Annotated in this window: 25 protein-coding genes and 1 pseudogene; 20 read left to right on the forward strand and 6 right to left on the reverse strand. The window is 66.1% G+C overall.

Features of this window, described 5'->3' with window-relative positions; translation table 11 throughout:
* Window positions 1–44 precede the first annotated feature (44 nt).
* Window positions 45–1,175, reverse strand: a complete 1,131-nt coding sequence (locus CRJ03_RS07365) for a TRAP transporter substrate-binding protein (protein WP_104018249.1) — start codon at window positions 1,173–1,175, stop codon at window positions 45–47.
* A gap of 424 nt (window positions 1,176–1,599) precedes the next feature.
* Here CRJ03_RS07365 and CRJ03_RS07370 point away from each other — a divergent pair, with 424 nt between their 5' ends.
* The 11 genes and pseudogenes from CRJ03_RS07370 (at window position 1,600) to CRJ03_RS07415 (ending at window position 11,967) form a co-directional block, all read left to right on the forward strand.
* Window positions 1,600–2,730, forward strand: a complete 1,131-nt coding sequence (locus tag CRJ03_RS07370; protein WP_104018250.1) for an ABC transporter substrate-binding protein — start codon at window positions 1,600–1,602, stop codon at window positions 2,728–2,730.
* Between the two features lie 58 nt (window positions 2,731–2,788).
* A complete protein-coding gene (locus CRJ03_RS07375) occupies window positions 2,789–3,709 on the forward strand; it encodes a branched-chain amino acid ABC transporter permease (protein ID WP_104018251.1) in 921 nt (306 codons plus the stop codon).
* A complete protein-coding gene (locus CRJ03_RS07380; RefSeq protein WP_104018252.1) occupies window positions 3,706–4,689 on the forward strand; it encodes a branched-chain amino acid ABC transporter permease in 984 nt (327 codons plus the stop codon). Before CRJ03_RS07375 ends, CRJ03_RS07380 begins: the two co-directional genes overlap by 4 nt.
* Window positions 4,690–4,753: 64 nt before the next feature.
* A pseudogene (locus CRJ03_RS20660) lies at window positions 4,754–5,200 on the forward strand (ATP-binding cassette domain-containing protein); the annotation flags it as partial.
* Window positions 5,201–5,359: 159 nt separating this feature from the next.
* Window positions 5,360–5,431 (forward strand): ABC transporter ATP-binding protein C-terminal domain-containing protein, encoded by a 72-nt coding sequence (locus CRJ03_RS20665; protein WP_439126625.1) that lies wholly within the window; start codon window positions 5,360–5,362, stop codon window positions 5,429–5,431.
* Window positions 5,428–6,114, forward strand: coding sequence for an ABC transporter ATP-binding protein (locus CRJ03_RS07390; RefSeq protein ID WP_104018254.1), 687 nt, complete (start codon window positions 5,428–5,430; stop codon window positions 6,112–6,114). Before CRJ03_RS20665 ends, CRJ03_RS07390 begins: the two co-directional genes overlap by 4 nt.
* Window positions 6,115–6,221: 107 nt before the next feature.
* Window positions 6,222–7,292, forward strand: coding sequence for a radical SAM/SPASM domain-containing protein (locus CRJ03_RS07395; protein ID WP_129590256.1), 1,071 nt, complete (start codon window positions 6,222–6,224; stop codon window positions 7,290–7,292).
* Window positions 7,289–8,347: a protein kinase family protein gene (locus CRJ03_RS07400; protein ID WP_104018255.1), complete on the forward strand. Its 1,059-nt coding sequence runs from the start codon at window positions 7,289–7,291 to the stop codon at window positions 8,345–8,347. Before CRJ03_RS07395 ends, CRJ03_RS07400 begins: the two co-directional genes overlap by 4 nt.
* A gap of 28 nt (window positions 8,348–8,375) precedes the next feature.
* Window positions 8,376–9,593 carry an ABC transporter substrate-binding protein gene (locus CRJ03_RS07405; RefSeq protein WP_240611597.1) on the forward strand — a complete coding sequence of 406 codons (1,218 nt, stop codon included), beginning with the start codon at window positions 8,376–8,378 and terminating at the stop codon, window positions 9,591–9,593.
* 96 nt (window positions 9,594–9,689) lie between these two features.
* Entirely contained in the window at window positions 9,690–11,339 is a 1,650-nt protein-coding gene (locus CRJ03_RS07410) for an ABC transporter permease (protein ID WP_104018336.1), read from the forward strand.
* On the forward strand, window positions 11,332–11,967 hold the full coding sequence (locus CRJ03_RS07415; protein ID WP_104018256.1) for an ATP-binding cassette domain-containing protein: 636 nt from the start codon (window positions 11,332–11,334) through the stop codon (window positions 11,965–11,967). The genes CRJ03_RS07410 and CRJ03_RS07415 overlap by 8 nt, the downstream gene beginning before the upstream one ends.
* Before the next feature lie 240 nt (window positions 11,968–12,207).
* Here CRJ03_RS07415 and pheS read toward each other — a convergent pair whose 3' ends face one another.
* From pheS to CRJ03_RS07440, 5 genes are all read right to left on the reverse strand, one after another.
* On the reverse strand, window positions 12,208–13,281 hold the full coding sequence (gene pheS, locus CRJ03_RS07420) for a phenylalanine--tRNA ligase subunit alpha (protein WP_104018257.1): 1,074 nt from the start codon (window positions 13,279–13,281) through the stop codon (window positions 12,208–12,210).
* 71 nt (window positions 13,282–13,352) lie between these two features.
* The gene (locus CRJ03_RS07425) at window positions 13,353–13,817 is read right to left on the reverse strand and encodes a DUF1203 domain-containing protein (protein ID WP_104018258.1); all 465 of its coding nucleotides are present in this window, start codon (window positions 13,815–13,817) and stop codon (window positions 13,353–13,355) included.
* Between the two features lie 45 nt (window positions 13,818–13,862).
* Window positions 13,863–14,681 carry an ion transporter gene (locus CRJ03_RS07430; RefSeq protein WP_104018259.1) on the reverse strand — a complete coding sequence of 273 codons (819 nt, stop codon included), beginning with the start codon at window positions 14,679–14,681 and terminating at the stop codon, window positions 13,863–13,865.
* A gap of 79 nt (window positions 14,682–14,760) precedes the next feature.
* Window positions 14,761–15,141 (reverse strand): HIT domain-containing protein, encoded by a 381-nt coding sequence (locus tag CRJ03_RS07435; RefSeq protein WP_104018260.1) that lies wholly within the window; start codon window positions 15,139–15,141, stop codon window positions 14,761–14,763.
* Between the two features lie 9 nt (window positions 15,142–15,150).
* The gene (locus CRJ03_RS07440; protein WP_104018261.1) at window positions 15,151–16,728 is read right to left on the reverse strand and encodes a DUF5928 domain-containing protein; all 1,578 of its coding nucleotides are present in this window, start codon (window positions 16,726–16,728) and stop codon (window positions 15,151–15,153) included.
* Window positions 16,729–16,868: 140 nt separating this feature from the next.
* On the opposite strand from CRJ03_RS07440, the gene CRJ03_RS07445 reads away from it, so the two are divergent.
* The 9 genes from CRJ03_RS07445 to gyrB all read left to right on the forward strand — a co-directional run bounded on the left by CRJ03_RS07445 (window position 16,869) and on the right by gyrB (window position 26,460).
* Entirely contained in the window at window positions 16,869–17,687 is an 819-nt protein-coding gene (locus CRJ03_RS07445; protein ID WP_104018262.1) for a sulfotransferase family protein, read from the forward strand.
* Between the two features lie 171 nt (window positions 17,688–17,858).
* Window positions 17,859–18,122: a 30S ribosomal protein S20 gene (gene rpsT / locus CRJ03_RS07450; protein WP_104018263.1), complete on the forward strand. Its 264-nt coding sequence runs from the start codon at window positions 17,859–17,861 to the stop codon at window positions 18,120–18,122.
* 470 nt (window positions 18,123–18,592) lie between these two features.
* On the forward strand, window positions 18,593–19,939 hold the full coding sequence (gene dnaA, locus CRJ03_RS07455; protein WP_104018264.1) for a chromosomal replication initiator protein DnaA: 1,347 nt from the start codon (window positions 18,593–18,595) through the stop codon (window positions 19,937–19,939).
* A 134-nt stretch (window positions 19,940–20,073) separates the two neighbouring features.
* Window positions 20,074–21,192 carry a DNA polymerase III subunit beta gene (dnaN, locus tag CRJ03_RS07460; RefSeq protein ID WP_104018265.1) on the forward strand — a complete coding sequence of 373 codons (1,119 nt, stop codon included), beginning with the start codon at window positions 20,074–20,076 and terminating at the stop codon, window positions 21,190–21,192.
* A 9-nt stretch (window positions 21,193–21,201) separates the two neighbouring features.
* Window positions 21,202–21,627 carry a type II toxin-antitoxin system PemK/MazF family toxin gene (locus tag CRJ03_RS07465; protein WP_104018266.1) on the forward strand — a complete coding sequence of 142 codons (426 nt, stop codon included), beginning with the start codon at window positions 21,202–21,204 and terminating at the stop codon, window positions 21,625–21,627.
* 171 nt (window positions 21,628–21,798) lie between these two features.
* Window positions 21,799–22,908 (forward strand): DNA replication/repair protein RecF, encoded by a 1,110-nt coding sequence (recF, locus tag CRJ03_RS07470; RefSeq protein WP_104018267.1) that lies wholly within the window; start codon window positions 21,799–21,801, stop codon window positions 22,906–22,908.
* Window positions 22,905–23,336 (forward strand): VOC family protein, encoded by a 432-nt coding sequence (locus CRJ03_RS07475; protein WP_104018268.1) that lies wholly within the window; start codon window positions 22,905–22,907, stop codon window positions 23,334–23,336. Before recF ends, CRJ03_RS07475 begins: the two co-directional genes overlap by 4 nt.
* Window positions 23,333–23,953, forward strand: a complete 621-nt coding sequence (locus CRJ03_RS07480; RefSeq protein WP_104018269.1) for a LysE family translocator — start codon at window positions 23,333–23,335, stop codon at window positions 23,951–23,953. Before CRJ03_RS07475 ends, CRJ03_RS07480 begins: the two co-directional genes overlap by 4 nt.
* 89 nt (window positions 23,954–24,042) lie before the next feature.
* Window positions 24,043–26,460 carry a DNA topoisomerase (ATP-hydrolyzing) subunit B gene (gene gyrB, locus CRJ03_RS07485; RefSeq protein WP_104018270.1) on the forward strand — a complete coding sequence of 806 codons (2,418 nt, stop codon included), beginning with the start codon at window positions 24,043–24,045 and terminating at the stop codon, window positions 26,458–26,460.
* The last annotated feature ends 149 nt before the right edge of the window (window positions 26,461–26,609 follow it).

Consider the following 26,609-nt stretch of genomic DNA (forward strand, 5'->3'; position numbering starts at 1 on the left):
GCTGTGCACACCGGGGCCTGTTTCAATAAGGTCTTTGCCCGTGCTCAGAGCTTGAGCTTGCCTGGGAAGTAGTGATCGTAGGCAAGCGCCAGATCGGGCGCGTTCATCAGTTCATAGAAGGTGACCTGCTCGACCCAGGCGCGCTGGCTGTCGAGGCATTTCTTCATGAACGGATCGGCCTCGAGTTCGGGGATCAGCTTGTCCCAGGCCTCGAGCTGTGCCGCCAGGATGTTTTCCGAGGTGCGGTGCACGGTGACATCGGCCTCTTCCTGGAGCCACTTGAGGTCTGCCGAGTAGCGACGCATCGCCTTGGCGGTGTTCGCGGTCGACACGGCCTCGACGCCGTATTTCAGGATCGCACGGAGATCCGGGTCCAGCTCGTCCATGGTGAAGCGGGAGAACAGGAACTCGAAGCTTTCCGACGCCTGGTGATAGGACGACAGGTAATAGTTCTTCGCCACGTCATGCGCGCCGAAATCCTTGTCCGAGGACGGGTTGTTGAACTCGAACGCGTCGATGACGCCACGCTCCATCGCGGGCACGATCTCGCCGCCCGGAAGCTGTGCCACAGACATGCCCATGGATTGAAGCAGGTCCGCCGCGAGGCCCACGGTGCGATACTTGAAGCCTTCGAGGTCCGCGGCGGTGTTCACCTCTTCCTTGAACCAGCCGAAGGGCTGCGCGAACATCGGGAAGCCCATGTAGCCGTCCACGTCCATCCCGAGGATGTCCTGGGTCAGCTCGTCATAGAGCGCCTTGCCGCCGCCTTCGTAGAACCAGCTCAGCATCGTGGTGGCAGAGCCGCCGAAAACGGGGCCGGTTCCGAAGAGCGAGGCCGCCTTGCTCTTGCCGTACCAGTAGACCGGCACCGAATGCGCGGCGTCGAGAACACCGTCGTTCACGGCATCGAGCACCTGGAACGCGGCCACGACGGCGCCCGCAGGCAGCACGTCGATCTTGAGGCGTCCGCCGGACATTTCCTCCACCCGGTCGGCATAGTCCTGTGCGAACTCCTGCCAGATGTTCCCGGCACCCCAGGATGTCTGCATCTTCAGCACGATTGGCGCCTGCGCCAATACCGCCGGCGCCGCGAGCGTACTCGCCGCGGCCACCGGTGCCCCCACCGCGGCGCGGCGCAGGAACGAACGGCGGTCAAACTTCGCCTTGTCTGTCATGGTTTCCTCCCAATTTGCATAAGCAACTCCCGTGTGGATGGCACATGCGCGCATACACGCACAGGCGATTCGGTGCACATGGCCCCCCGCAGCGTCGCCATCGTATCGTGCGGTTTCACAAAAACAAGGGTTCTGGTAAAATTATCTGACCAAAAGGGCGGTTCGAGATGCCCAAATAGGGCCACGGTGCATTGTCATGACCCCCGTGCCAAGAGATGCACCACCCTTGTTTATCGCCTCATTTTACTGGCCCAAACGGCGACGCAGTCCCGTGCAAGGCAGGTGACAACGGTGGTTCGTCGCTGATAAATGGCATGACGTAATGCCGCAGCCAGGGTGGCCGGACGGGGCGATTTCACTTGCCTTTCGGCCGGGGACGGGCGACCCAAATGGCCGGGGACCAAGAAACAGGGAGACCGGAAGAATGAAGAAACTGTTGGCAACAGCCGCCGCTCTGGCGCTCGGGGCCGGGGTGGCCTCGGCCGATGTAAAGGTGGGCATGATCACCACGCTCTCGGGCGGCGGCGCGGGCCTCGGCATCGACGTGCGCGACGGCTTCATGCTCGCCATCGAGCAATCTGGACGCGATGATATCGAGGTCGTGATCGAGGATGACCAGCGCAAGCCGGACATCGCCGTGCAGCTTTCCGACAAGATGATCCAGTCGGAAAAGGTGGACGTGCTCACCGGGATCATCTGGTCTAACCTCGCGATGGCGGTGATCCCGGGCGCGGTGGCGCAGGGCAAGTTTTACCTGTCGCCCAATGCCGGGCCGTCGGCGCTGGCGGGCAAGGGTTGTCACGAAAACTATTTCAACGTCGCCTGGCAGAACGACAACCTGCACGAAGCGGCGGGGGCCTATGCCAACAGCGTTGGGTATGAAAACAGCTTCATCCTCGCGCCCAATTATCCGGCGGGTCAGGATGCGCTCACCGGCTACAAGCGGTTTTACGAAGGAGAGGTCGCGGGCGAGATCTACACCCAATTGGGCCAGACCGACTATGCCGCCGAGATCGCGCAGATCCGCGCCTCCGGCGCCGACAGCGTGTTCTTCTTCCTGCCCGGCGGGATGGGGATTTCTTTCCTCAAGCAATACGCGGATTCGGGCGTCGGCCTGCCGGTCGTGGGCCCGGCCTTCAGCTTTGACCAGGGGATACTTCAGGCCGTGGGGCCCGCCGCGCTCGGCGTGGTGAATACCTCGCAATGGTCCAAGGACCTGGACAACGCCGCCAACGCCGCCTTTGTCGAGAGCTTCGAGGCCAAGTATGACCGCCTGCCGTCGCTCTATGCCAGCCAGGGCTTCGATACCGCCAACCTGCTGATTTCGGCGGTGGAAAAGGCCGACGTCTCGGACGCCGATGCGTTCCGCGAGGCGCTGCGCGCGGCGGATTTCGACAGCACCCGCGGCGATTTCGCCTTCGGCCCCAACCAGCACCCGGTGCAGGACATCTATGCCCGCGAGGTGATCCAGGAGGGTGACGTGTTCACCAACAAGGTGATCGGTGTCGCACTTGAAGACCATTCCGACGCCTACGCGGCCGAGTGCAAGATGTAAGCCACTCTCCCGGCCCGTCGCGCACATCGCGGCGGGCCGGGACAATAACGGGCAGGACATGTCTCTCATCCTCGTCATCGAGCAGATCCTCAACGGGGTGCAGCTTGGCGTGATGCTGTTCCTGATGGCCGCGGGGCTCACGCTCATCTTCGGCGTCATGGGGCTCATCAACCTCGCGCACGGCTCGCTCTACATGGTGGGGGCCTTCGCCGCCGCCGCCGTGGCGGGGGTGACGGGCTCTTTCCTCTTGGGCCTCGTCGCGGCGCTTGTCGCCGCCGCCGCCGCGGGCGCGCTGATCGAGGTGACGGTGATCCGGCGGCTTTATGCCGCCGACCATCTCGACCAGGTGCTGGCGACCTTTGCGCTGATCCTCGTCTTTTCAGAGGGGGTGCGCTGGGTGTTCGGCTCTTTCCCGCTCTTTCTCGACATCCCCGCCGCGCTGTCGGGGCCCGTGACCCTGCCGGGCGGGATCGAGTATCCGCTTTACCGGCTGGTGCTGATCGGCATCGGGCTGGCGGTGGGGCTGGGCCTGTGGTGGCTGATCGAGCGCACGCGCCTCGGCATCCGCATCCGCGCTGGCGAAAACGACCGCGAGATGATCGCGGCGCTGGGCGTGGACATCTCGCGCCTCTACACGCTGGTCTTCGCGCTCGGCGCGGCGCTGGCGGGGCTGGCGGGCGCGCTTGTGGGCGCGATCCAGTCGGTGCAGGTCGGCATGGGCGAGCCGGTGCTGATCCTCGCCTTCGTGGTGATCGTGATCGGCGGCATCGGCTCGATCCGGGGGGCCTTTGTCGGCGCGCTGCTGGTGGGGCTGACCGAGACGCTTGGCGGCGTGTTCCTGCCCGCCTTCTTCGGCCTCTTCACCGATCCGGCGACGGCCACCTCCATCGGGGCGTCGCTTGCCTCGATGGCGATCTACGTGCTGATGGGCGTGGTGCTGGTGTGGCGGCCCACGGGGCTCTTCGGGGTGCGGGCATGATCGGCGAAAGGGTGCTGAGCCTCGGCGTGCTGGCGGTGCTGGGCGGTGTCGCGTTGCTCGCCGCGGCCACCGACGAGCCGTTTACCATCACGCTTGCCACGCGGGTGGCGATCCTCGCGCTGGCGGCGGCGGGGCTCAACATCGCGCTGGGCCTCGGCGGGCTGGTGAGCTTCGGCCACGCGCTGTTCTTCGGCCTCGGCGGCTACGTCATGGGCATTCTCGCCTTCCACGCGCAGACCTACACGCCGCTCGATCTCGGGCTGTTCGAGGTGGCGGGAACGAAATCCATGCCGTTAATCTGGCTTGCGGCGGTCGCGGTCTCGGCGCTGGTGGCGATCCCGGTGGGGCTTCTGGCGCTGCGCACAAGCGGGGTGTATTTCATCATGATCACCCTCGCCTTCGCGCAGATGTTCTACTACTTCACCATCTCGTGGAGCGCCTATGGCGGCGAGGATGGTCTGTCGATCTACGTGCGAAATGGCTTTCCGGGGCTCAACACGCTCGACCCGATCCAGTTCTTCGGGCTGTGCTTTGCGCTCCTGTGCGTGGTGCTCTGGCTCAGCGCGCGGCTGGCGCGCTCGCCCTTCGGCCTCGCTCTGGGCGCCGCGCGGCAGGCCCCCGCCCGTGCCGAGGCGGTGGGGTTCGACCCGATGCGCCTGCGGCTGGTGGCCTTTATCATCTCGGGGGCGATCGCGGGGCTTGCGGGCGCGCTCTACGCCGACCTCAACCGGTTCGTCAGCCCGGCCATGTTCGGCTGGCACCTGTCGGGCGAGTTGATCGTGCTGGTGATCCTCGGCGGTGTGGCGCGGATCATCGGGCCGGTCGTTGGTGCGGGCCTTTTCGTCATGCTCGAGCATTTCCTCGGCCAGGTCACCGATTTCTGGCAAATCTGGCTGGGGCTGATCCTGTTGGTGATCGTGCTCTATGCCCGCGGCGGGATCGTCGGGCTCGTGTCGCCGCGGAGGACCGGGCATGGCTGATCCGGTGCTGGAGGCCCGCGGGCTGAGCAAGAGCTTCGGCGCGCTGGTGGCCAATGACGCGGTCACGCTCGATTTGCGGCCGGGCGAGATACACGCCGTGATCGGCCCCAACGGGGCGGGGAAATCCACCCTCATCGCGCAGCTTTGCGGCGCGCTACGTCCCGACAGCGGCGAGGTGCGGCTTCAGGGCGAGGACGTCACCGGGCTGAGCGTGGCACAGCGCGCGCGCCTCGGGCTGGCGCGCACGTTCCAGGTCTCGGCGCTGGCGATGGAGGATAGCGTGCTGGAAAACGCCGTGCTGGGCGCGCTCGGCGCGACGGGCAGCCCGTGGCGCTTCTGGCGCGCGGCGTTGAGCCGCCCTACGCTGGTCGCGCAGGCCGAGGCGGCGCTCGACCGGGTCGGGCTGGCGGAGGCGCGCCACCGCCGCGTGGCCGATCTCAGCCACGGGCAGCGGCGTCAATTGGAGGTGGCGGTGGCGCTGACGCTGGGGCCACGGGCGTTCGTCATGGACGAGCCGATGGCCGGCCTCGGCAGCGAGGGCTCGGCGGACCTCACCCGCCTGCTCGACGCGCTGCGGCACGAGGCACCGATCCTGCTGGTGGAGCATGACATGGACGCGGTCTTTGCCCTTGCCGACCGGATCAGCGTGCTGGTCTACGGCCGCGTGCTGATGACCGGCACCGTGGCCGAGGTGCGCGCCAGCGCCGAGGTGCGCGCGGCCTATCTGGGGGACGCGGCATGACGCTGCTCGCGCTCTCGGACCTCACCGCCAGCTACGGCGCAAGCCAGGCATTGTTCGGTGTCGATCTCAGCGTGGACGAGGGCGAGGTCGTCGCGCTGATGGGGCGCAACGGCATGGGCAAGACCACCACCGTCAAGGCGATTTGCCGGATGATCCCCTCTGAGGGACGGCTCACTTTCGCCGGGCGCGACCTGCACGCCATGCCCTCGCACCGCGCGGCGCGCGCGGGCATCGGGCTGGTGCCCGAGGGGCGGCGCTGCTTCGCCGGGCTGAGCGTGGCCGAGAACCTTACCGCCGCCGCGCGCCCCGGTCCGTGGAGCATGGCGCGCGTGCACGCCCTCTTTCCCCGGCTGGCCGAACGCGCCGGTCAGCGCGCCGCCTCTCTCTCGGGCGGCGAGCAGCAGATGCTGGCCATCGGGCGTGCGCTGATGACCAACCCGCGCCTGCTCATCCTCGACGAGGCGACCGAGGGGCTCGCCCCCGTGGTGCGCGCTGAGATCTGGTCCGCCATCCACACCGTCAGGCAGGAAACCGGCATGGCGATCCTCTTGGTGGATAAATCATTGAAGGAACTGTCACGCATCGCCGACCGTGCGGTGATTCTCGCGCGCGGGCGCACGGTGTGGGACGGGGCGATAACGGCGCTGACGCCCGAGATCACGCAGCGCCATGTCGGGGTCTGACGCGGCAAGGGGCCTGACAATCCCGTGAGAATGGGCGCGGGTGCGTTTCCCTGGCATATCTTCTGTGTCACCCAAGCCGCGACCCGACGGAAAGGAGCGCACCGCGCATGGAAAGCATCTATTACGTCCTGTGCTGGGCCTGCCACCGCCGGTGCAAGCATTGCTACGAGGGGCGTTTTCGCCCCTACGTTCGCGGCGCGCTGCGCGAGGTGGTAGACGAGGCGCGCAGCACCTTTCCCAAGGTGCTGGACAGCCTGCCCGACGAGCTGAGCTATCTCGATCTGAATGCCCCGTCCGAGACCGCGCCGGGCGGCTATGAGCGGCGCGCGAGCCGCATCATCCTCGCGGGGGGCGAGGTGTTGGTCGATCCGGTACGCGAGGAGGTTCTGTATCCCGCACTGGAGGCGATCCAGCGCAAGTATGGCACGCAGGGCGTGCGGGTGATCGTGCAGACCACCGGCGATCTGGTCACGCCGCAGATCGTGGATGATCTGCTGGCGCGCGGCGTCTGGATGATTTCCTGCGCCGGGATGGACGATTTTCACGTCGGCCACGAGGGGGAAAAGCGCGTGCCGCTCATCGACCGGCTGCGCGAGATGTTCGAGGCTGCGGGAATGCGCGACAGCGCGCTCGCCTCCACCACCCGCAACTGGGCCGATCAGACCCACGATCAGCCGGTCTATTCCATGTTCGGCGCGACCGAGGATGCCTGGATCGGCAAGATCTGGCCGCGCGGGCGCGCGTGGGAAAACTCGCTTTCCAAGGCCGGTATCACCGACAATTTCTGCAATGTCTGGTCGGGCGGGCTTGGCTTTCTCAATCGCGGTTATTCGGGGTCGGAAGTGTCCATCGACCCCAATGGCGACGTGTTTCCCTGTTGCCTCAAGACCGCGGCCCCCCTGGGCAATCTCTGCGAGGAGCGGCTGGACGACATCCTCGACAGCCTCGTCGGCCACCCGGCGTTCGAGGCGATCTCGATGGGCCACCCCGAGCGGATGGGCATGGCGCATGGCTGGGACTTGCCCCGCTTCCTCGACGAATCGCGCACCACCCGGCCCGATGGAGAGCCCTATCGCAACCTCTGCATCGGCTGCGACCGCTTCTTCGAAAAGGTGCTGGGGCCAGAGCTTGAACGCCTGCGCGCCAACCGGCTGGCAGCGAAGCGGGCGGCGGAATGACCGTGGTCGCCGGGGATCGCCGCGCCGCGCTGATCCCGGCGCTGGCGCAGGCACTCGACGCGGCGGGCATCGCCCCCGGAACGCCGGAATTGATGCCCGACACCGGGCTTGCGCATGACCACGTGCGCCTTGGCGGCACCGGCTGGATCGCGCGGCTGCCCAAGCAGAGCCAGATGCAACTGGGGGCCGCCGAGAATCTCGCCTACCAGGCCGCCTGTTTCACCCGCGCGAGCGCCTCCGGCCACGCCCCGCGCCTGCACGCCGTGCTGTCGCCCTCGGATGCGCTGCCGCGCGGCGGGCTGGTGGTGGAAGAAATCGTGGGGCGGGTTGCCCGCCTGCCCGAGGATCTGCCCGCCATCATGGCCGCCCTCGCCGCGATCCACGCCCTGCCGGTCCCGGAGAAGGACAGGCGCCCGCCGCTCCTTGACCCCGCCGACCCGCTGGCCGGGCTGCTGGAGGAAATCGGGGCGCAGGCGGCCTACCTGCACGCGGTGGACCCACAAACGCGGGCAATCATCGAGACCCACTTCGCCGCCCTGCGCGATCTGGCCGCCGATGGACCCCGGCCGCCCAAGCGGCTCATTTCCTTCGACGCCCACCCCGGCAATTTCCTGATCACGCCCGAGGGCCGCGCCGTTCTGGTCGACCTGGAAAAGGCCCGCTACAGCGCGCCGCCGCTCGATCTGGCCCATGCCACGCTTTACACCTCGACCACCTGGGACGTGGCCACCCACGCGGTGCTGACGCCTGAGCAGGTGGCGGATGCCTGCCATCATTGGCTCGATTACCTGCCCGGACCCGAGCGTGCCGCCCTCGCGCCGTGGATCCTGCCGATGCGCCGCGCCATGTGGCTCTGGTCGATGACATGGTGCGCGAAATGGCGTGTGCTGTCGGGGGCAGAGGCCAAGGCGACGCAGGACGGCGAGGACTGGGCGGCGGACAAGAGCGAGGCGGCGCTGATCGCCCATGTCCGGGGCCGCGTCGATCACTATCTCGCCCCCGCCACGGCGGCGCGGATGGATCAGGACTTCGCGCGTCTGGCCAATACACTATAACAAGACAACCCAACCAGGAGACCTCGACATGATCCGACAGATGCTGACATCGCTGGCAGCCCTTGCGCTGGCCGCACCGCTCGCGGCGCAAGAGGTGACACCCGACCCAAGGGATTGGGACGCGATCACCGGGGCGGCGGAGGGGCAGACCGTCTATTGGCACGCCTGGGGCGGCTCGAATGCCATCAACGACTATATCGCCTGGGCGGGCGACGAGGTGGCCGGGCGCTATGGCGTCACCGTCGAACATGTCAAGCTCAAGGACACCGCCGACGCCGTCAGCCGCGTCATTGCCGAGAAATCGGCGGGCAAGGATTCCGGCGGCGCGGTCGATCTCATCTGGATCAACGGCGAGAATTTCGCGGCGATGAAGGAACAGGGGCTGCTCTATGGCCCCTGGGCCGAGGACCTGCCCAACTGGCAATACGTCGATGTCGAGGGCAAGGCCGCCGTGACCTCGGATTTCACCGTGCCCACCGAGGGGCTGGAGGCCCCCTGGGGCATGGCGCAGATCATCTTCTACCACGACACCGCGCGACTGGCCGAGCCGCCCCGCTCGATCCCCGCGCTGCTTGACTGGGCGCAGGACAATCCCGGCCGCTTCGCCTATCCGCAGCCGCCGGATTTCCTCGGCTCGACCTTTCTCAAGCAGGCAGTGATGGAGCTGGCCCCCGACCCGTCGGCGCTGACCAGGCCGGTGAGCGAGGAGAGCTATCACGAGGCCACCGCGCCGCTCTGGGATTACCTCGACGATCTCACGCCCAACCTCTGGCGCGGCGGCGCGGCCTATCCGCAATCGGGGCCGCGGCTGATCCAGCTCATGAACGATGGCGAGATCGACCTCGCGCTCAGCTTCAACCCCAACGAGCCCTCCAACGCCATCGCCAATTTCGAGCTTCCCGGCACGGTGCGCAGCTACGTGCTCGACGGCGGCACCATCGGCAATGCGAGCTTCGTCGCCATCCCCTACAACGCCAACGCCAAGGCAGGCGCGCTGGTGCTCGCCAATTTCCTGCTGTCGCCCGAGGCGCAGGCGCACAAGCAGGATCCGGCAGTCTGGGGCAACGGCACGGTTCTGGCGATGGACGAGCTCTCCGCGCAGGATCGCGCCCGCTTCGACGCGATAGAACTCGGCGTGGCAACACTCACCCCCGCCGAACTCGGCGAGGCGCTGCCCGAGCCGCATCCCTCCTGGATGGTCCGGCTGGAGCAGGACTGGACCGCGCGCTACGGCGTCGGCCAGTAGGCCCGCGTGCGCGCCGCTGCCAGCATCCCCGTCCCGGCGCGTCTCGCGCGGCGGGCGCGGTTTCTGCACTGGGCCCCGCTGCTGACGCTGGCGGTGATGCTGGGGCCGGTGCTGGCGGGGCTTCTGGGCACGCTCGCCCCGGCGCTGGGCTACATGCCCGCGCTGGGCGGGCACAGCCTTGGCCTCGCCGCTTTCGAGGCGCTCGCGGCCTGGCCGGGCCTGCCGCGTGCGGTGGCGCTCAGCCTCGGGGTGGGGTTTGCCGCCACGGCGCTGTCGCTCGCCATCGTCACGCTGATCTGCGCGGGCTGGGCGGGCACGCGGACCTTCGCCGCCATCGAGCGGCTGTTGTCGCCGCTCCTGTCGGTGCCGCACGCGGCGGCGGCCTTTGGCCTCGCCTTTCTCATCGCCCCCTCGGGCTGGATTGCCCGCGCGCTCTCGCCCGGGCTCACGGGATGGGCGCAGCCGCCCGACCTGCTGATCCTTCAGGACCCGGCGGGCCTCAGCCTCATTTTCGGGCTGGTCACCAAGGAGGTGCCGTTCCTGCTGCTGATGACGCTGGCGGCGCTGACGCAGGTGCGCCCGGGCCAGAGCCTGCGGGTGGCGCAGGCGCTGGGCTATGCGCGCGTAACCGGCTGGCTAAAGGTGATCTTTCCACTGGTCTACCGCCAGATCCGCCTGCCGGTCTACGCGGTGCTGGCGTTCTCCATGTCGGTGGTGGACGTGGCGATCATCCTCGGGCCCAACACGCCGCCGACTCTGGCCGTGCAGGTGGTCCGCTGGATGAGCGACCCCGACCTCGCCCTGCGATTCCAGGCGGCGGCGGGGGCGGTGCTGCAACTGGGGCTGGTGCTGTTCGGTCTCGGCCTGTGGCGGCTGATCGAGATGGCCGTGGCCCGCGCCGGGCGCGCGTGGATCGTGCGCGGCGGGCGCGGGCGGCGCGGCACCGGGCGGATGCTGCGGATGGGCGCGCTGGTGCTGGGCGCGCTGGCCGCACTCGCGGTGATCGCGGGGCTGGGCGGGCAGGTGGTGTGGTCCTTCGCCGGTCTCTGGCAGTTTCCAGACCTGCTGCCCGACGGGTTTACCTTTCGCAACTGGGATCGCCACGGCCCGCGCCTCGCCGGTCCCGGCATCGAGACGCTGCTCATCGCCGGGGCGGCAACGGGGCTGGCGCTGCTGCTGACGCTGGCGAGCCTCGAGGCCGAGCACCGCCACGGCCTGCGCCCCGCCACGCGGGCGCTGTGGCTGCTCTACCTGCCGCTGATCGTGCCGCAGGTGGCGTTTCTCACCGGCTTTCAGACGCTGTCGATCCTGACGGGCGTCGATGGCGGGCGCGCGGCGGTGGTGCTGGCGCATCTGGTGTTCGTGCTGCCTTACGTCTTCCTGTCGCTGTCGGACCCGTGGCGCGCATGGGACGCGCGGCAGGACATCGTGGCGCGCGCGCTGGGCGCGGGGCCGGATCGCGTGCTCTGGGCGGTGCGGCTGCCGATGCTCTTGCGTCCGCTCCTCGTGGCTGCGGCGGTTGGCTTTGCCGTCTCGGTGGGGCAATACCTGCCGACGCTGTTGGTGGGTGCGGGTCGCGTGGCGACGCTCACCACCGAGGCGGTCGCCTTGGCCGCGGGCGGTGACCGGCGGGCCATCGGGGTCTATGCGCTGGCGCAGACGGCGGCGGCCTTTGCCCCCTTCGCGCTCGCCGTGCTGCTGCCCCGCATCGCCTGGCGCAACAGGAAGGGGATGCGCGATGGATGAGGGTCTGCGGTTCGAGCACCTGGCGATTTCGCTGGGCCCCGAGCGGCTCATCGCGCTCGATTGCACGGTCGGCCCCGGCGAGGTGCTGACGGTGATGGGACCGTCCGGGTCGGGCAAGTCCACGCTGCTCGCGGCGATCACCGGCACGCTCGATGCGGCCTTTACCATGACCGGGCGCATCCGGCTCGACGGGCATGATCTGTCGGGCCTGCCCACAGAGGCACGGCGCATCGGCATCCTGTTCCAGGATGAATACCTGTTTCCGCATCTCTCGGTCGGGGCCAACCTCGCCTTCGGGCTGAAGCCCGAGGTGCGTGGCCGCGCCGCCCGCCGCGCGCGGATAGAGGCGGCGCTGGCCGAGGTCGGCCTCGAAGGGTTTGCAGACCGCGACCCGGCGACGCTCTCGGGCGGTCAGCGGGCGCGGGTGGCGCTGCAACGGATGCTGCTGTCAGAACCGCGCGCGCTGCTGCTCGACGAGGCGTTCTCCAAGCTCGACACCGGGCTGCGCGCGCAGGTGCGCGCGCTGGTGTTCGACACCGCCCGCCAGCGGGCGCTGCCGGTCCTGCAAGTCACCCACGACCATTCCGACGCCGAGGCAGCGGGGGGAGAGGTGATGACGGTGGGGTGAGCATGTGCCCCGCGCGGAATCAGAGCGCGCCTTGCGCGCTCCCGCGCATCGTCATGCCAGAGGCATGCCTTCGGCATGACGCCGCCCCCCGGCACGGCGATATTGCCGCAACCTGCGCCCCGCTTGGGCCTAGTGCGAATTTGGCTGCCATAAAGCGCGCAGAACCATCGTCGGATCGCCGCGCCGCGGCCCGTCGATGCGCGGTGCTGCTGTTAGGTCGGCACCAACCCGCTCCGCCGCCTACCGCGACAACCCGCCATGCAACGTCGGCACATCCAGCGCGGCGAACCCGTAATGCCGCAGCCACCGCAGGTCTGAATCAAAGAACGCCCGCAAATCCGGTATCCCGTATTTCAGCATCGCGATGCGGTCGATCCCCATGCCGAAGGCAAAGCCCTGCCATTCATTCGGGTCGATATTCCCGGCCTCCAGCACGTTGGGATGCACCATCCCCGACCCGAGGATTTCCAGCCAGTCATCGCCCTCGCCGACCTTGAGCGTCCCGCCCTCCCAGCTACAGCGGATATCCACCTCTGCCGACGGCTCTGTGAACGGGAAATGCGAGGCGCGGAATCGCAGGTCGACGTGATCGACCTCGAAGAACGCCTTGACGAATTCCTCCAGCACCCATTTCAGGTTGGCCATGGAAATATCGCGGTCGATGGCCAGCCCCTCGACCTGGTGGAACATCGGCGTATGCGTCTGGTCGTAATCCGCGCGATAGACGCGGCCCGGCGCGATCACCCGCAAGGGTGCGCCCTGCGCCTGCATGGTGCGGATCTGCACCGGCGAGGTATGGGTGCGCAGCACGTGCGGCGGGCGGTCGTCGCCCTCGGCACGGTGCATGTAGAACGTGTCCATCTCGGCGCGCGCGGGGTGGTGGCCGGGGATGTTGAGCGCGTCGAAATTGTACCAGTCGCTCTCCACCTGCGGCCCCTCGGCCACGGCAAACCCCATGTCGGCAAAGATCGCCGTGACCTCCTCGGTCACCTGAGACACCGGGTGGATCGTGCCCTGCCGCCGGGGGCGCCCCGGCAGCGTCACGTCCAGCCATTCGCCGCGCAGCCGCTCGTCGAGCGCGGCATCCGCCAGCGCCGCCTTGCGCGCGGCGAGCGCCGAATTGATCTCGTCCTTGAGCGCGTTGAGGCGCGGCCCCGCTTCCTGCCGCTCCTCCGGGCTCATCTTGCCCAGTTCGCGCATCTTCAGGCTGATCTCGCCCTTCTTGCCCACGGCCTGCACGCGCAGCGCCTCGAGCGCGGCCTCGTCTTCGGCCCCGGCGATGGCTGTCAGGTATTTCTCGCGCAGGTCGCTCATGTCCGTCACCCCGATATTGTCCCCGGCGGGTTAGCGCGCCTGCGCGCGGGGCGCAAGCGCGCCCACGCCCCTCAACCCGGCAGGATGCGCGCCTGAAAGCAGTTGTTGCGTGCCGAACGCACATCGACATGGGCCACCCCGGGCCAGCCGAGCGCCCATTCGGCATGGTCCATCAGCGCATCGGCGGCCACCACCTTGCCGGTGCCATAGACGATGCGCTCATCCGCGCCATAGCCCTTGAGCAGGTAGTCGGGACTCGCGCGCAACGCGGGTGGGATGCCCGCGCCCTCGAACCGCGCACAGGGCGCGGCACAGACAAAGATCGGCCCGGTCTCGGCATAGGGGTGCAGCCCGGCAAAGGGGCGATGCGCGAGCACCAGCATCTCCGCCCCTTCCGGGATGAAATCGAGGCAATGGCGGCAGGGGTTGCCGCTGCCGAGCGCCACCTGCCGCTCGGGCGGGTTGCCATAGGCGTCGGGCGCGCCGGAACGCCAGGCGGTGACGAGATCGGTGGTCAGGGCGGTGATCCTGGGCATGGCGGGCCTCCTCGGGAATGATGGCCCAAGCTTGCCCCGCCCCGCTCAGTCGCGCGACCCGGAACCTGCGGAATCGTGGGCACGCGCCTCCTGCCCTTCGCGCATCATCTCCTCCAGCCGTTCGAGACGGCTCAGCACCTCGTCGCGATAGGTGTCGGTCTTTTCCACGTCCTCGGCGTGATGTGCGTCCTGCATCGAGTTGACGATGAGGCCAACCAGCAGGTTCACCACGGCGAAGGTGGTAACCATGATGAACGGGACAAAAAACGCCCAGGCATAGGGAAACTGCTCCATCACCGGGCGCACGATCCCCATCGACCACGATTCCAGCGTCATGATCTGGAAGAGCGAATAGGCCGAGCGCCCGAGATCGCCGAACCACGCGGGGTACGCATCGCCGAACAGCTTGGTCGCCATCACCGACCCGATGTAGAAGATCATCCCCATCAGCAGGAAGACCGAGCCCATCCCCGGCAGCGCCGTCACCAGCCCCTCGACCACGCGCCTGAGCGACGGTGCCACCGACACCACGCGCAACAGGCGCAGGATGCGCAGCGCCCGCAGCACCGACAGCCCTTGCGTCGTCGGCACCAGCGAGATGCCCACGATCACGAAATCGAAGACGTTCCAGCCGCGGCGAAAGAACCCGGCGATCCCCCGCGCATAGAGCTTGGCCACGATCTCCACCACGAAGATCGACAGGCACAACTTGTCCAGCGCGACGATCAGCGCCCCCGCCCGCGCCATCAGCGGCTCGACCGTTTCCAGCCCGAGGATCACCGCGTTGAACAGGATCACGCCGAGAATGGCGTTCTGGAAAAGCGACGTGTCGAGAAACCCGCCCACGCGGTTGCGAAAATTCATGTCCTGCCCGTCTGTTCGCGCTGCAATTGCGGGTCATATGGGCGCGGATGCCCGGCACCGCAAGCGCGCGTCTCGGGCGTCACGACCTTTGCAGCATCCGGCCCAGCGGACGGCCACCGATGATGTGCAGATGATAATGCTGCACCTCCTGCACGCCGTCCTCGCCGGCGTTGGTGATGGCCCGAAAACCCTTGCCGCCGATACCCGGCCCGACGCCCGTCAAGCGGCAGATCTCGGCCACCGTCCGGCTGAAATCCACGATCTCGGCATCGCTCGCCTCGGTCACGAAATGGGCGTAGTCCACATAGGCCCCTTTCGGGATCACCAGCACATGCACCGGCGCCTGCGGCTGGATGTCCTCGAAGGCGAGCGTGTGCCCGGTCTCCAGCACGGTCTTGTTGGGAATCTCGCCGCGCAGGATTTTCGCGAAAACGTTCTGGTCGTCGTAGGTATAGGCCATGTGGTCTCCTCAATCCGCGAAAAGATGGTCAAAGTCGGCGATCTCCTGCGCCTTTTCGGCAGGAATATCAAGGAATCGCGCCAGCATATCGGCAGAGCGGTCGCGATCGTCGCTTTCCCGCATGATGAGGTGATTGGCGAAACCGGCATCGCGGATGCGGTCTCTCTCGTGGACGATATCGCCCCGTATCGTCGGCAGCAGCCGCTCCAGCGTATCGCCTTGGGTCTGCTCCCCCGCGAGCCCGACGCGCCTGGCATGGCCGATCAGGTAGGCGTCGGAGAAATCGCACTGTATCTCAAGCAGCCGCGTCTTGGCCCGATCGCTGCAAAAATCCGTCAACAGATCCATGTTGGCAGGGTCCATGCAGACGACAAGCCGGTCGGTCTCGTAATAGTCAAACAGCATCCGCATCAGCGCGCGGCGATGGCGGGTGCGCTTGACGAGGCTGGCCTGGATGCCGCCGAGGTTGGGCAGGGCGGTGCCCTCCTCGTTAAAGAGATACTCGATCACCGGCAGGTCGGTCATCTGGCGGATGCGTCTTACCAGCCGCTTGGCCACATGCCATTTCTTGCACAGCACGATCATCAGCTCGCGGTCGCGCCCGATGGTGCTCTCGACCTCCCAGAACCGCGGGGAAAACCGCCGCCCCTCGCGCCCGCGCGCGGTGAGGAACTTGTAGAGATTGCGGCCCTCGTCCGAAATCTTGAAGCTGGCCGTTTCGTTGCTGTAGAGCGTGCCAAGCCGCCGCTTGAGCACCACCGCCTCGGGGCTGATCTTGCGGGCAAAGAGATAATCCTGCCCCAACAGCATGTCGTAATGGTCGTTGTAGAACGTGACCGGCATCCCGTAATCGGTGAACATCAGGAAGGTGAGGGTGCGCGTCTCGATCTCGGTCTCGGGCACCAGATGGCGCACCAGCGTCTGAAAGAACGTCTCGTCGGGGATCCATGTGGTGCGGAAAAACCGTATCACGTCGCGCCGCTTGCGGACGAAATCGAGGATCCATTCCACCGTGCGGCGGCGCAGGCACCACCACTGGCTGCCGATCTGCACGTCGATGTCATGCGGAATCGCGCGCGTCAGGCGTAGCCGTTTCTGCAACTCGAAAGAGGTGTAGAAACGCCATTTCTGCGTGCGCTCGTTAAAGAAATGGCGGTAGACGAGCCGCTCTTCCTTCATCCCGGTCTTGATCCAGTCGCTTTCGAAATAGTCAAAGCTCTCGATGTAATCGACGTCCCGGGCATCGAGAAACTCATGCGCATAGCGCGCCGACTTGATCGGCGCGCAATCCCCCGAGAGCATGTAGAAATGTGTCGCGCGCGGGAATGTCTCGACCGCCGCCTCGACGGCATGGAGCGTGGCCTGCACCAGCGACCACTCGCCCCAGCCGCATTTGATCCGGCGGCGGGCAAAGACCACGTTGGGATTGTCGGCCAGCCCATCGCGGATCTGCGCGAACGCCTCCGGTTTGGCGCGCGCATCGAAATGGATCGCGATGTAATCGCCTGCCGCCGTCAGCATCCGTGCCTGCCGCACGATGGCCTCGGGGTCCTTGTGACAGAGCAGGATGAAGGCGATTCTTGCCATTAAGGAAACGATTTCCTGCGTTTTTCGGGCGTTGTCTAAAGCAATAGCGGTGAACGCCCCGCCAATAAACAGGCTTTCGTTGTTTTTTTGAAGAGGTTAGACAATCCTGACGCGGGGGCAGGACGAGAGGCACGGCGATCATGGGGTTTCCCGGAACATGGATGACCGAGAGCGAGAGCGTGGTTTACCGCGTTGTCCCGAAATGCGCCTGCTCGACCATCGGCCAGATCATGTATTACTCCGACCACGGCGCGTTCTTCGACGGTGACATCCACGATGCCATGTCGGGGATGCACAAATGGGCCATCGAGGACAGCCAGAAGCTCATCTCGGCCAACGTGCGCAGTCACCGCTCCTATGCCTTCACCTGCGTGCGCAATCCCTATACCCGCATCCTGTCCTCGTTCTTCGACAAGATCTGCGGCATCCAGCGCAACGGGCGGCGCTATCGCGGCAAGCTGGTGCCGACGATCATCCAGAAATACGGAATCGAGGTGGGCGGCGAGGACGGCAAGCAGGAATTCGACCAGATACGCAGCTTTCGCCGGTTCCTGCTGTTCGCCCGCGACACCATCCGCTGGAAGCGCCCGATGGAGCCCGATATCCACTGGTCGGCCATGTCGGGCCATGTCTCGACCTTCATCGTCAACGGCGGGCGCTACGACAAGATATTCTGGACCGAGAAATTCAACGAGGGGATGGGAGAGGTGCTGACCGCGATCGACACGCCGCACGAGGTCGATCTCAAGACGATTCCCCGCTTCAACGAATCCGAGGGCCACGGCCCGAAACGCGCCCATCCGGTCGAGGATTACTTCGACGATCTGTCGATGCATCTGGTCTACGAGATCTACAAGCGCGACTTCGAGGTGTTCAAATACGATTTCGAGAACCCGGCAAACAAGATGCCGGTGGGCGAGATCGACCTCGACGAGGTCCATGCCAAGCTGGGCGAATAGCGGCCCGCGATGCGGCGGGGTTGCATTTCCCCGCGACTCGGGTATACGCCGCGCCAGACATGCGCGTGATGCCCGCTATCCAGGCAAGAGCCGAGGCCCCCGATTTGGCGGGGCAGGACCGGGTATCTGTGCAACCAGACATTGATAGACCCGGGAAAGGTTCAGACACCCATGGCCAATACGATCCAGTCCAAGAAGCGCGCGCGCCAGAACGAAAAGCGCTACGCCGTCAACAAGGCGCGTCGCTCGCGTATCCGCACCTACCTGCGCAAGCTCGAAGAGGCGATCGCCTCCGGTGACAAGGATGCCGCCACCGCCGCGCTGCGCGCCGCACAGCCCGAGCTGATGCGCGGTGTGACCAAGGGCGTCTTTCACAAGAACACCGCCGCGCGCAAGATGTCGCGGCTCTCGGCACGGGTGAAGGCGCTGGGCTGAGCGCATCCAATGACGCGAAATCGAACGGGCATCGCCATGGGGCGGTGCCCGTTTGCGTTTGTGCCTCCGTGCGACAGCCAGAGATTCTTTTCCGCCCCCGGTCCTGTCAAGCGCAATGATGAGTTGTCTGGACGCGTGCCACGTTGGTAACGTCATAAGTGCGATTCACGCTTGGGGGGACAGGCCATTGCTAGCTTGGGGCAGATATCTTGCCCCGGCTCGCCAGAGGAGAGCTTTTTTGCTTTCCGGTCTTGTCTAAAAGCATTTTGACGGAGAGATCCCGGTGGCTTTGGGACGGGTCGCGGTCAGGGATTTTTCCATCAACATGCAGTGTGCAGAGGCGTCTGTGTCAGGTGCCGGCTCGTGGCCGGTGTCGACTCTATCCTTTGTCCTCCGTCGCGGGTTGCAATTTTTGACCTGTTATCGGGCCCCTGTCCGATGGCGCAGAAAAGAGCAGCGGAACGGGACATATGACACAAGAACAGTGGGGTGAGCTGAAACAGCAGATCCGGCAGGCAGTCGGGCAGAACAAGTTTCGCAACTGGATAGAGCCGCTCGAATTCGCGGAGGTGTCCGACGGTGTGGCCATGCTCTCGGTGCCGACCCGGTTCATCGGGAATTACGTGGTCCAGCATTTCGGCGATTTGATTCTTTACAAGCTGTCACAGATCGATTCCGGCGTGCGCAAGCTCGATTTCCGTGTCGCGGTCAATGGTTCCGATGCGCCGCAAGCGTCGAAACCGACCCCCGCGCGCGCCGCGCGGAGCGACAACCCGCTGCATTCCGCCCCGCTCGACGACCGTTTTCGCTTCGACAGCTTCGTCGTCGGCAAGCCCAACCAGCTTGCCCATGCCGCCGCGCGCCGCGTCGCCGAAGGCGGAGAGACCACCTTCAACCCGCTGTTTCTCTATGGTGGCGTCGGGCTGGGCAAGACGCACCTGATGCACGCCATCGCCTGGGACCTGGTCGAGAAACAACCCGACATGACCGTGCTCTACCTCTCGGCAGAACAGTTCATGTATCGCTTCGTGCAGGCGCTGCGCGACCGCAAGATCATGGACTTCAAGCAGATGTTCCGCTCGGTCGACGTGCTGATGGTCGATGACGTGCAGTTCATCGCCGGCAAGGACAGCACGCAGGAGGAATTCTTTCATACCTTCAACGCACTGGTCGATCAGAACAAGCAGATCGTCATCTCCGCCGATTGCGCCCCCGGAGAGATCGCGCGGCTCGAGGACCGGATCAAGTCGCGGCTGCAATGCGGCCTCGTCGTCGACCTGCACCCCACCGATTACGAATTGCGCCTCGGCGTGTTGCAGAACCGTGCCGAGCGTTACCGCGAGGCTCAGCCCGATCTCACGATCGAGGACGGCGTGCTCGAATTCCTCGCGCATCGCATCAACACCAATGTGCGGGTTCTCGAAGGCGCGCTGACCCGGCTCTTCGCCTTTGCCTCGCTGGTGGGCAAGCCGATCTCGCAGGAACTGACGCAGGATTGCCTCTCGGACATGCTGCGCAGCTACGAGCGCAAGCTCTCGGTCGAAGAGATCAAGCGCAAGGTGGCCGATCACTACAACATCCGCCTGTCCGATCTCGTCGGCCCCCGGCGCACCCGCTGTTATGCCAGGCCGCGGCAGATGGCGATGTACCTGTGCAAGCAACTCACAAGCCGCTCCCTGCCCGAGATCGGGCGCAGCTTTGGCGGGCGCGACCACACCACCGTGATGCACGGGGTAAAGAAGATCGACGAGCTGCGCCAGAAGGATGCCCAGATCGCCGATGACCTCGAATTGCTGCGCCGCTCGCTCGAGGCCTGAGGCGGCAGACCGGCCCCCGGCCCTTGACGCAGTGGCAAATCCGGCTGACAACGTCACAAAACGCTTGAGCCGGATGGGGATTTCGGTACCGTGCCCCTCCCGGCGCGAGAGCGGTATCTGACAGGAGCGAGGGCATGAAATTCAGCATCGAACGGGGCACGCTGCTCAAGGCGGTCGCGCAAGCGCAATCGGTGGTAGAGCGCCGCAACACGATCCCGATCCTCGCCAACGTCCTGATCGAGGCCGAGGGCGAGCGTGTGCAATTCCGCGCCACCGACCTCGACATAGAGATCGTGGATATGGCAACGGCGCAGGTCGAACGCGCGGGGGCCACCACGGTTTCGGCGGTGATGCTGCACGAGATCGTGCGCAAGCTGCCCGACGGTGCGCTTGTCACGCTGTCCGAGGATGCCGCCTCGGGGCGGCTCGCGGTGCAGGCGGGCCGGTCGAATTTCAACCTCGCCACCCTGCCGAAAGAGGACTTCCCGGTGATGGCCTCGGCGGAATACGCGAGCAACTTCTCGGCCCCCGCCGCGACGCTCCGGCGGCTGTTCGACAAGTCGAAATTCGCCATCTCCACCGAGGAGACCCGCTATTACCTCAACGGCGTCTACCTGCATGTCTCCGAGGCCGATGGCGGCAAGGTTCTGCGCTGCGTGGCCACCGACGGCCACCGCCTCGCCCGGATCGACGCCGACCTGCCCGAGGGCGCGGCGGACATGCCCGGCGTCATCGTCCCGCGCAAGACGGTGGGAGAGTTGCGCAAGCTTCTCGAGGATGACGACATGAAGATCGCGGTTTCGGTCTCCGAAACCAAGGTGCGCTTCGCCACCCCCGACATCACCCTGACATCGAAGGTGATCGACGGCACCTTCCCCGACTATACCCGCGTCATCCCGCAGGGAAACACCCGCCGCCTCGAAGTGGACGCCGCCGAGTTCGCGCAGGCGGTGGACCGCGTGGCAACGGTCAGCTCCGAACGCTCGCGCGCGGTCAAGCTGTCGCTCGACGAGGACCGTCTCGTGCTCTCGGTCAACGCCCCCGACAGCGGCGCCGCCGAGGAAGAGCTGGCCGTGGCCTATGGCGACGAACGGCTGGAAATCGGGTTCAACGCGAAATACCTGCTGGAAATCGCCAGCCAGGTGGACCGCGAGAACGCGGTGTTCCTGTTCAACTCCTCCGGCGATCCCACGCTGATGCGCGAGGGAAACGATACGACGGCGGTTTACGTGGTCATGCCGATGCGGGTGTGAGGGCGGAGCTTGGCGCTCAAGTTTCACCCGAAACAGGGGACCATTTTGCGCGTCCGGTTCGACGGTGCCTTCAAGGAACCTGAAATGGTGAAGCCACGTTTATGTGTGGTAATCTCGAAGCCCATCCAGGCACGCTTCGGTCTTTGTACGGTTGTACCCCTGAGCACGACGCCACCAAACAAGCCGATGCCCTATCATTGTGAGATCGACATTCCATTTCGCTTGCCTGACCGATGGGGGCAACGAACACGGTGGCTCAAAGGCGATATGGTTTATTCTGCGGGCTTCCACAGAATGGACCTGCTCTTGCTCGGCAAAGACCGAAACGCTAAACGGATTTACCAGACCCAGACACTTGCGGCCGCCGATATGGCGCGCGTTCAGGCCTGCGTTCTACATGGCCTGAGCCTCTCATCGTTGACAAGACATCTCTGAGCGCACATATGTTTCATGTGGCGGCTCTGGAAACATCCGCATTAAGACCCCACCCGGGGCCATCAGATCCTCCGGCGAAATCAAGCCGTGATCTGATGCTGAAAAGCCCCGCACCATGCGGGGCTTTTTTTGCTTCTGGCAGGGTTTCTTGACTCGGGATATGGAAGAGACATGTCCCTCTACCTGTCGGAATTGACCCTCTCGCATTTCCGCTCGCACAAGTCGGCGCGGCTCATGCTTGATGCGCGGCCGGTGGCGATCCACGGCCCCAACGGCGCGGGCAAGACCAACCTGATCGAGGCGGTCTCGCTGCTGTCGCCCGGGCGGGGCCTGCGGCGCGCGGCGGCGCAGGACATGGCGCGCCGGCCTGAAGCCCTCGGCTGGAAGATTACCGCCATCCTGCAGTCCCTGCACCAGGTGCACGAGGTCGAGATCGTCTCCGAGGACGGCACCGCGCGGCAGGTCCGTATCGACGGCAAGCCCGCCGCGCAGCTTGCGCTGGGCCGCATCGCCCGCGTGCTCTGGCTCATTCCGGCGATGGACCGGCTCTGGATCGAGGGGGCCGAAGGGCGCAGGCGTTTCCTCGACCGGATGACCATGAGCTTCGTGCCCGGCCATGCCGACGCGGTTCTGGCCTATGAAAAGGCCATGCGCGAGCGCAACCGCCTGCTCAAGGACCAGGTGCGCGACGCGCACTGGTATCTCGCCCTCGAACGGCAGATGGCCGCGGCGGGGGCAGAGATGCACGCCAACCGGCAGCAGGCGCTGGCGCTCATCGCCGGCGCGCAGATGCAGGCCGAAACCGCCTTTCCCACCGCCGAACTGGGCCTGACCCAGACCGAGGGCGAGATGCCCGAGGGCGCCGATGACCTGCGCGAGGCGCTGGCCGAAAGCCGGTTTCGCGACCTCGTCGCCGGGCGCACGCTGGTCGGCCCGCACCGCGCCGATCTCTACGGCGTCTATGCCGCCAAGGGCGTGCCCGCCGCCGAGTGCTCCACCGGCGAGCAAAAGGCGCTTCTGGTGTCGCTGATCCTCGCCAATGCCCGCGCGCTGGCGCGCGATTTCGGGGCGCCGCCGATCCTGCTTCTGGACGAGGTGGCCGCCCATCTTGACGCGGGTCGCCGCGCCGCGCTTTATGACGAGGTTTGCGGCCTCGGTGCGCAGGCGTGGATGACCGGCACCGGGCCGGAGCTATTTGCCGAACTGGGCGACCGGGCACAGCACATCCACGTCACCGACACCGACGGCACCAGCCACATCTCGGAGGATGCCACATCATGACCCCGCAGCGCGTGACCCTCATCACCCTTGGCGTGGCCGATCTCGACCGCGCGCGCGCATTCTACGCCGCCCTCGGCTGGACACCGGCGGCGGCGCAGGACGAGGTCGTTTTCTACCAGATGAACGGGCTGGTTCTCGGACTGTTTGGCAAATCCGACCTGGCCGCCGATCAGGGGCGACCGGGTGCCGCGCTTGGCACCGGTGCGATGACGCTGGCGCAGAATTTCCCCACAGAGGCCGAGGTGGACGCCGCCTATGACCGGGCCATCGCCGCCGGGGCCACGGCACTCAAGCGCCCCGAAAAGGTGTTCTGGGGCGGCTATTCCGGCTATTTCGCAGATCCCGATGGCCATGTCTGGGAACTGGCGATGAATCCCTTCTGGCCGCTCGCCCCCGATGGCAGCCTCACCCTGCCCGATGCTCCATGACCGTCACGCTATTTGACCTCATGCTTTACGCCGCCGCCATGGCCGGGCTCTGGGCCGTGCCCGGCCCGGTCTGGGTGGCGCTCACCGCGCGCTCTCTCTCGGGCGGTATGCGCGGGGCGTGGCCCCTTGCCGTGGGCGTGGCGCTGGGCGATCTGATCTGGCCGCTCTGCGCGATCCTGGGGCTGGCCTGGGTGCTGTCGCTCTATGGTGACGCGCTCGGCCTCCTGCGCTGGGTTGCGGCGGCGGTGTTCATCGTGATGGGCCTGCTCTTGTTCCGCGCCCCGGTGCGCGTGCCCGGCGCCGACAGCCGCATGACCCGCCCCGGTCTCTGGGCCGGGTTTTCCGTGGGCATGGCAGCGGTGATCGGCAATCCCAAGGCGATCCTCTTCTACATGGGCTTCCTGCCGGGCTTCTTCGATCTCTCGCGCGTCACGGTGCCCGACATCGCCGCCATCCTCGCGGTCTCGGCCATCGTGCCGATGCTGGGCAACCTTGGCCTCGCGCTGTTTCTCGATCGCGCGCGGCGTCTGTTGCAGAGCCCCAGGGCCATCGCGCGGCTCAATTCGGCCTCCGGCCTGCTGCTGATCCTCGTCGGGCTGGTGATCCCCTTCACCTGAGCGCGAAACAGCGCAAAATATGGGGTGGGGCCGTGACATTCCCCCCCAGACTTCGTATAAAATGCGAAACATTCCAAAGGGAAATCCGCATGTCCGAACCCGCCATCGTGCCCGAAGAATATGGTGCCGATTCCATCAAGGTTCTCAAGGGGTTGGAGGCTGTCCGCAAGCGCCCCGGCATGTATATCGGTGACACCGATGACGGCTCGGGCCTGCACCACATGGTCTACGAGGTCGTCGACAACGGCATCGACGAGGCGCTGGCCGGTCACGCCGACGCCGTGAACGTCACGATTCACGCCGATTCCAGCGTCTCGGTCAGCGACAATGGCCGAGGCATCCCCACCGATATCCACGAGGAAGAGGGCGTCTCGGCGGCCGAGGTCATCATGACCCAGCTGCACGCGGGCGGCAAGTTCGACCAGAATTCCTACAAGGTCTCTGGCGGCCTGCACGGCGTCGGCGTGTCGGTCGTCAACGCGCTCTCCGACTGGCTCGAACTACGCGTCTGGCGCAATGGCAAGGAGCACCTCGCCCGCTTCGAGGGGGGCTTTACGGTCGACCATCTTCACGTCGTCGGCGATGCCGACGGGCGCAAGGGCACCGAGGTGCGCTTTCTCGCCTCGACCGACACCTTCTCCAACCTCGACTACAGCTTCGAAACGCTGGAGCGGCGGCTCCGCGAACTGGCCTTCCTCAATTCCGGCGTCCGCATCATCCTGCGCGACGAGCGCCCACCCGAGCCGCTCACATCCGAGCTTTTCTACGAAGGCGGGGTCAAGGAATTCGTCAAGTATCTCGACCGTCACAAGACCCCGATGGTGCCCGAGCCGATCTTCATCATCGGCGAGCGCGACGGGATCACCGTCGAGGTGGCGATGTGGTGGAACGACAGCTATCACGAGACCGTGCTGCCCTTTACCAACAACATCCCGCAGCGCGACGGCGGCACCCACATGGCGGGCTTTCGCGGCGCGCTCACCCGCACCATCAACGCCTACGCCCAGACCACCGGCATCGCCCGCAAGGAAAAGGTCAGCTTCACCGGCGACGACGCCCGCGAGGGGCTCACTTGCGTGCTGTCGGTCAAGGTGCCCGATCCCAAATTCTCGAGCCAGACCAAGGACAAGCTGGTCAGCTCCGAGGTGCGCCCGGCGGTCGAGGGTCTGATGAACGAGAAACTCGCCGAATGGTTCGAGGAAAACCCCCAGATCGCCAAGATCATCGTCGGCAAGATCATCGAGGCCGCCCATGCCCGCGAGGCGGCGCGCAAGGCCCGCGACCTGACCCGCCGCAAGAACCCGATGGATGTCAATTTCCTCGCCGGCAAGCTCAAGGACTGCTCGTCCAAGGATCCCTCCAAGACCGAGCTTTTCCTCGTCGAGGGCGATAGCGCCGGCGGCTCGGCGCAGACCGGGCGCGACCGGGGCACGCAGGCGGTGCTGCCCCTGCGCGGCAAGATCCTCAATGTCGAACGTGCCCGCTTCGACCGGATGCTGGGCTCCCAGGAAATCGGCAACCTCGTGATGGCGCTTGGCACCGGCATCGGGCGGGATGAGTTCGACATCACGAAACTGCGCTACCACAAGATCGTCATCATGACCGATGCCGACGTGGACGGCGCGCATATCCGCACGCTGCTGCTGACCTTCTTCTACCGGCAGATGCCAGAGCTGATCGAGGGCGGATACCTCTACATCGCGCAGCCGCCGCTCTACAAGGTGATGCGCGGCAAGTCCGAGGTCTATCTCAAGGATCACCCCTCGCTCGAGGATTACCTGATCGAGCAGGGCACCACCGATGCCGCCCTGCGCCTTGGCACCGGCGAAGAGATCGCCGGGCCGGACCTCGTGCGCGTGGTAGAGGAGGCGCGGCAGGCCAAGCGCATATTGGAGGCGTTCCCCACCCATTACCCGCGCCATATCCTCGAACAGGCAGCCATCGCCGAGGCGTTCCTGCCCGGGCGCGTGGATGCCGATCTGCAGGGCGTGGCCGATACCGTGGCCACCCGGCTCGACATGATCTCCAACGAGTACGAGCGCGGCTGGCAGGGCCGCCCGACGCAGGATCACGGGCTACGTCTTACCCGCACCGTGCGCGGCGTCGAGGAAATCCGCACGCTCGACGGCCCGGTGCTGCGCGGCGGCGAGGCGCGCCGCCTTGCGCAGATGACGCAGGCGCTGCGCGACATCTACCGCGAGCGCGCAACGCTCCTGCGCAAGGACCGCTCGCAGCCCATCTTCGGCCCGCTCGACCTGTTGGCCGCGATCCTGAAAGAGGGGGAAAAGGGCCTCACGCTCCAGCGCTACAAGGGGCTGGGCGAGATGAACCCCAACCAGCTCTGGGAGACAACGCTCGACCCCGAGGCGCGCACGCTGCTTCAGGTCAAGATCGACGACGTGGCCGAGGCCGACGACCTCTTTACCAAGCTGATGGGCGACGTGGTCGAGCCGCGCCGCGAGTTCATCCAGGAAAACGCGCTCAGCGTCGCGAACCTGGATTTCTAGGGGCGATCATCCTCCAAGCGGGACGCGGGCACCGGGGCGCTTGGAGAGAGACGTGCGGTTTTGGGGCTTGAGCGGACGTTGCCGTGAGCCGCGCAGCGCCCGACCGCCGGGTGGGCGCAGTTCGGCTCGTGCTGTGCGGTTTATGGTGC

Origin of the sequence: Roseovarius nitratireducens (assembly GCF_002925845.1) — a bacterium.
In the GTDB taxonomy this organism is placed as follows: domain Bacteria; phylum Pseudomonadota; class Alphaproteobacteria; order Rhodobacterales; family Rhodobacteraceae; genus Roseovarius; species Roseovarius nitratireducens.

Bases quoted from the DNA above. Each gene is read 5' to 3' on its own strand.
- CRJ03_RS07365 (WP_104018249.1), bottom strand. From the start codon at position 1,175: ATGACAGACAAGGCGAAGTTTGACCGCCGTTCGTTCCTGCGCCGCGCC.
- CRJ03_RS07370 (WP_104018250.1), top strand. From the start codon at position 1,600: ATGAAGAAACTGTTGGCAACAGCCGCCGCTCTGGCGCTCGGGGCCGGG.
- CRJ03_RS07375 (WP_104018251.1), top strand. From the start codon at position 2,789: ATGTCTCTCATCCTCGTCATCGAGCAGATCCTCAACGGGGTGCAGCTT.
- CRJ03_RS07380 (WP_104018252.1), top strand. From the start codon at position 3,706: ATGATCGGCGAAAGGGTGCTGAGCCTCGGCGTGCTGGCGGTGCTGGGC.
- CRJ03_RS07390 (WP_104018254.1), top strand. From the start codon at position 5,428: ATGACGCTGCTCGCGCTCTCGGACCTCACCGCCAGCTACGGCGCAAGC.
- CRJ03_RS07395 (WP_129590256.1), top strand. From the start codon at position 6,222: ATGGAAAGCATCTATTACGTCCTGTGCTGGGCCTGCCACCGCCGGTGC.
- CRJ03_RS07400 (WP_104018255.1), top strand. From the start codon at position 7,289: ATGACCGTGGTCGCCGGGGATCGCCGCGCCGCGCTGATCCCGGCGCTG.
- CRJ03_RS07405 (WP_240611597.1), top strand. From the start codon at position 8,376: ATGATCCGACAGATGCTGACATCGCTGGCAGCCCTTGCGCTGGCCGCA.
- CRJ03_RS07410 (WP_104018336.1), top strand. From the start codon at position 9,690: ATGCTGGGGCCGGTGCTGGCGGGGCTTCTGGGCACGCTCGCCCCGGCG.
- CRJ03_RS07415 (WP_104018256.1), top strand. From the start codon at position 11,332: ATGGATGAGGGTCTGCGGTTCGAGCACCTGGCGATTTCGCTGGGCCCC.
- pheS (WP_104018257.1), bottom strand. From the start codon at position 13,281: ATGAGCGACCTGCGCGAGAAATACCTGACAGCCATCGCCGGGGCCGAA.
- CRJ03_RS07425 (WP_104018258.1), bottom strand. From the start codon at position 13,817: ATGCCCAGGATCACCGCCCTGACCACCGATCTCGTCACCGCCTGGCGT.
- CRJ03_RS07430 (WP_104018259.1), bottom strand. From the start codon at position 14,681: ATGAATTTTCGCAACCGCGTGGGCGGGTTTCTCGACACGTCGCTTTTC.
- CRJ03_RS07435 (WP_104018260.1), bottom strand. From the start codon at position 15,141: ATGGCCTATACCTACGACGACCAGAACGTTTTCGCGAAAATCCTGCGC.
- CRJ03_RS07440 (WP_104018261.1), bottom strand. From the start codon at position 16,728: ATGGCAAGAATCGCCTTCATCCTGCTCTGTCACAAGGACCCCGAGGCC.
- CRJ03_RS07445 (WP_104018262.1), top strand. From the start codon at position 16,869: ATGGGGTTTCCCGGAACATGGATGACCGAGAGCGAGAGCGTGGTTTAC.
- rpsT (WP_104018263.1), top strand. From the start codon at position 17,859: ATGGCCAATACGATCCAGTCCAAGAAGCGCGCGCGCCAGAACGAAAAG.
- dnaA (WP_104018264.1), top strand. From the start codon at position 18,593: ATGACACAAGAACAGTGGGGTGAGCTGAAACAGCAGATCCGGCAGGCA.
- dnaN (WP_104018265.1), top strand. From the start codon at position 20,074: ATGAAATTCAGCATCGAACGGGGCACGCTGCTCAAGGCGGTCGCGCAA.
- recF (WP_104018267.1), top strand. From the start codon at position 21,799: ATGTCCCTCTACCTGTCGGAATTGACCCTCTCGCATTTCCGCTCGCAC.
- CRJ03_RS07475 (WP_104018268.1), top strand. From the start codon at position 22,905: ATGACCCCGCAGCGCGTGACCCTCATCACCCTTGGCGTGGCCGATCTC.
- CRJ03_RS07480 (WP_104018269.1), top strand. From the start codon at position 23,333: ATGACCGTCACGCTATTTGACCTCATGCTTTACGCCGCCGCCATGGCC.
- gyrB (WP_104018270.1), top strand. From the start codon at position 24,043: ATGTCCGAACCCGCCATCGTGCCCGAAGAATATGGTGCCGATTCCATC.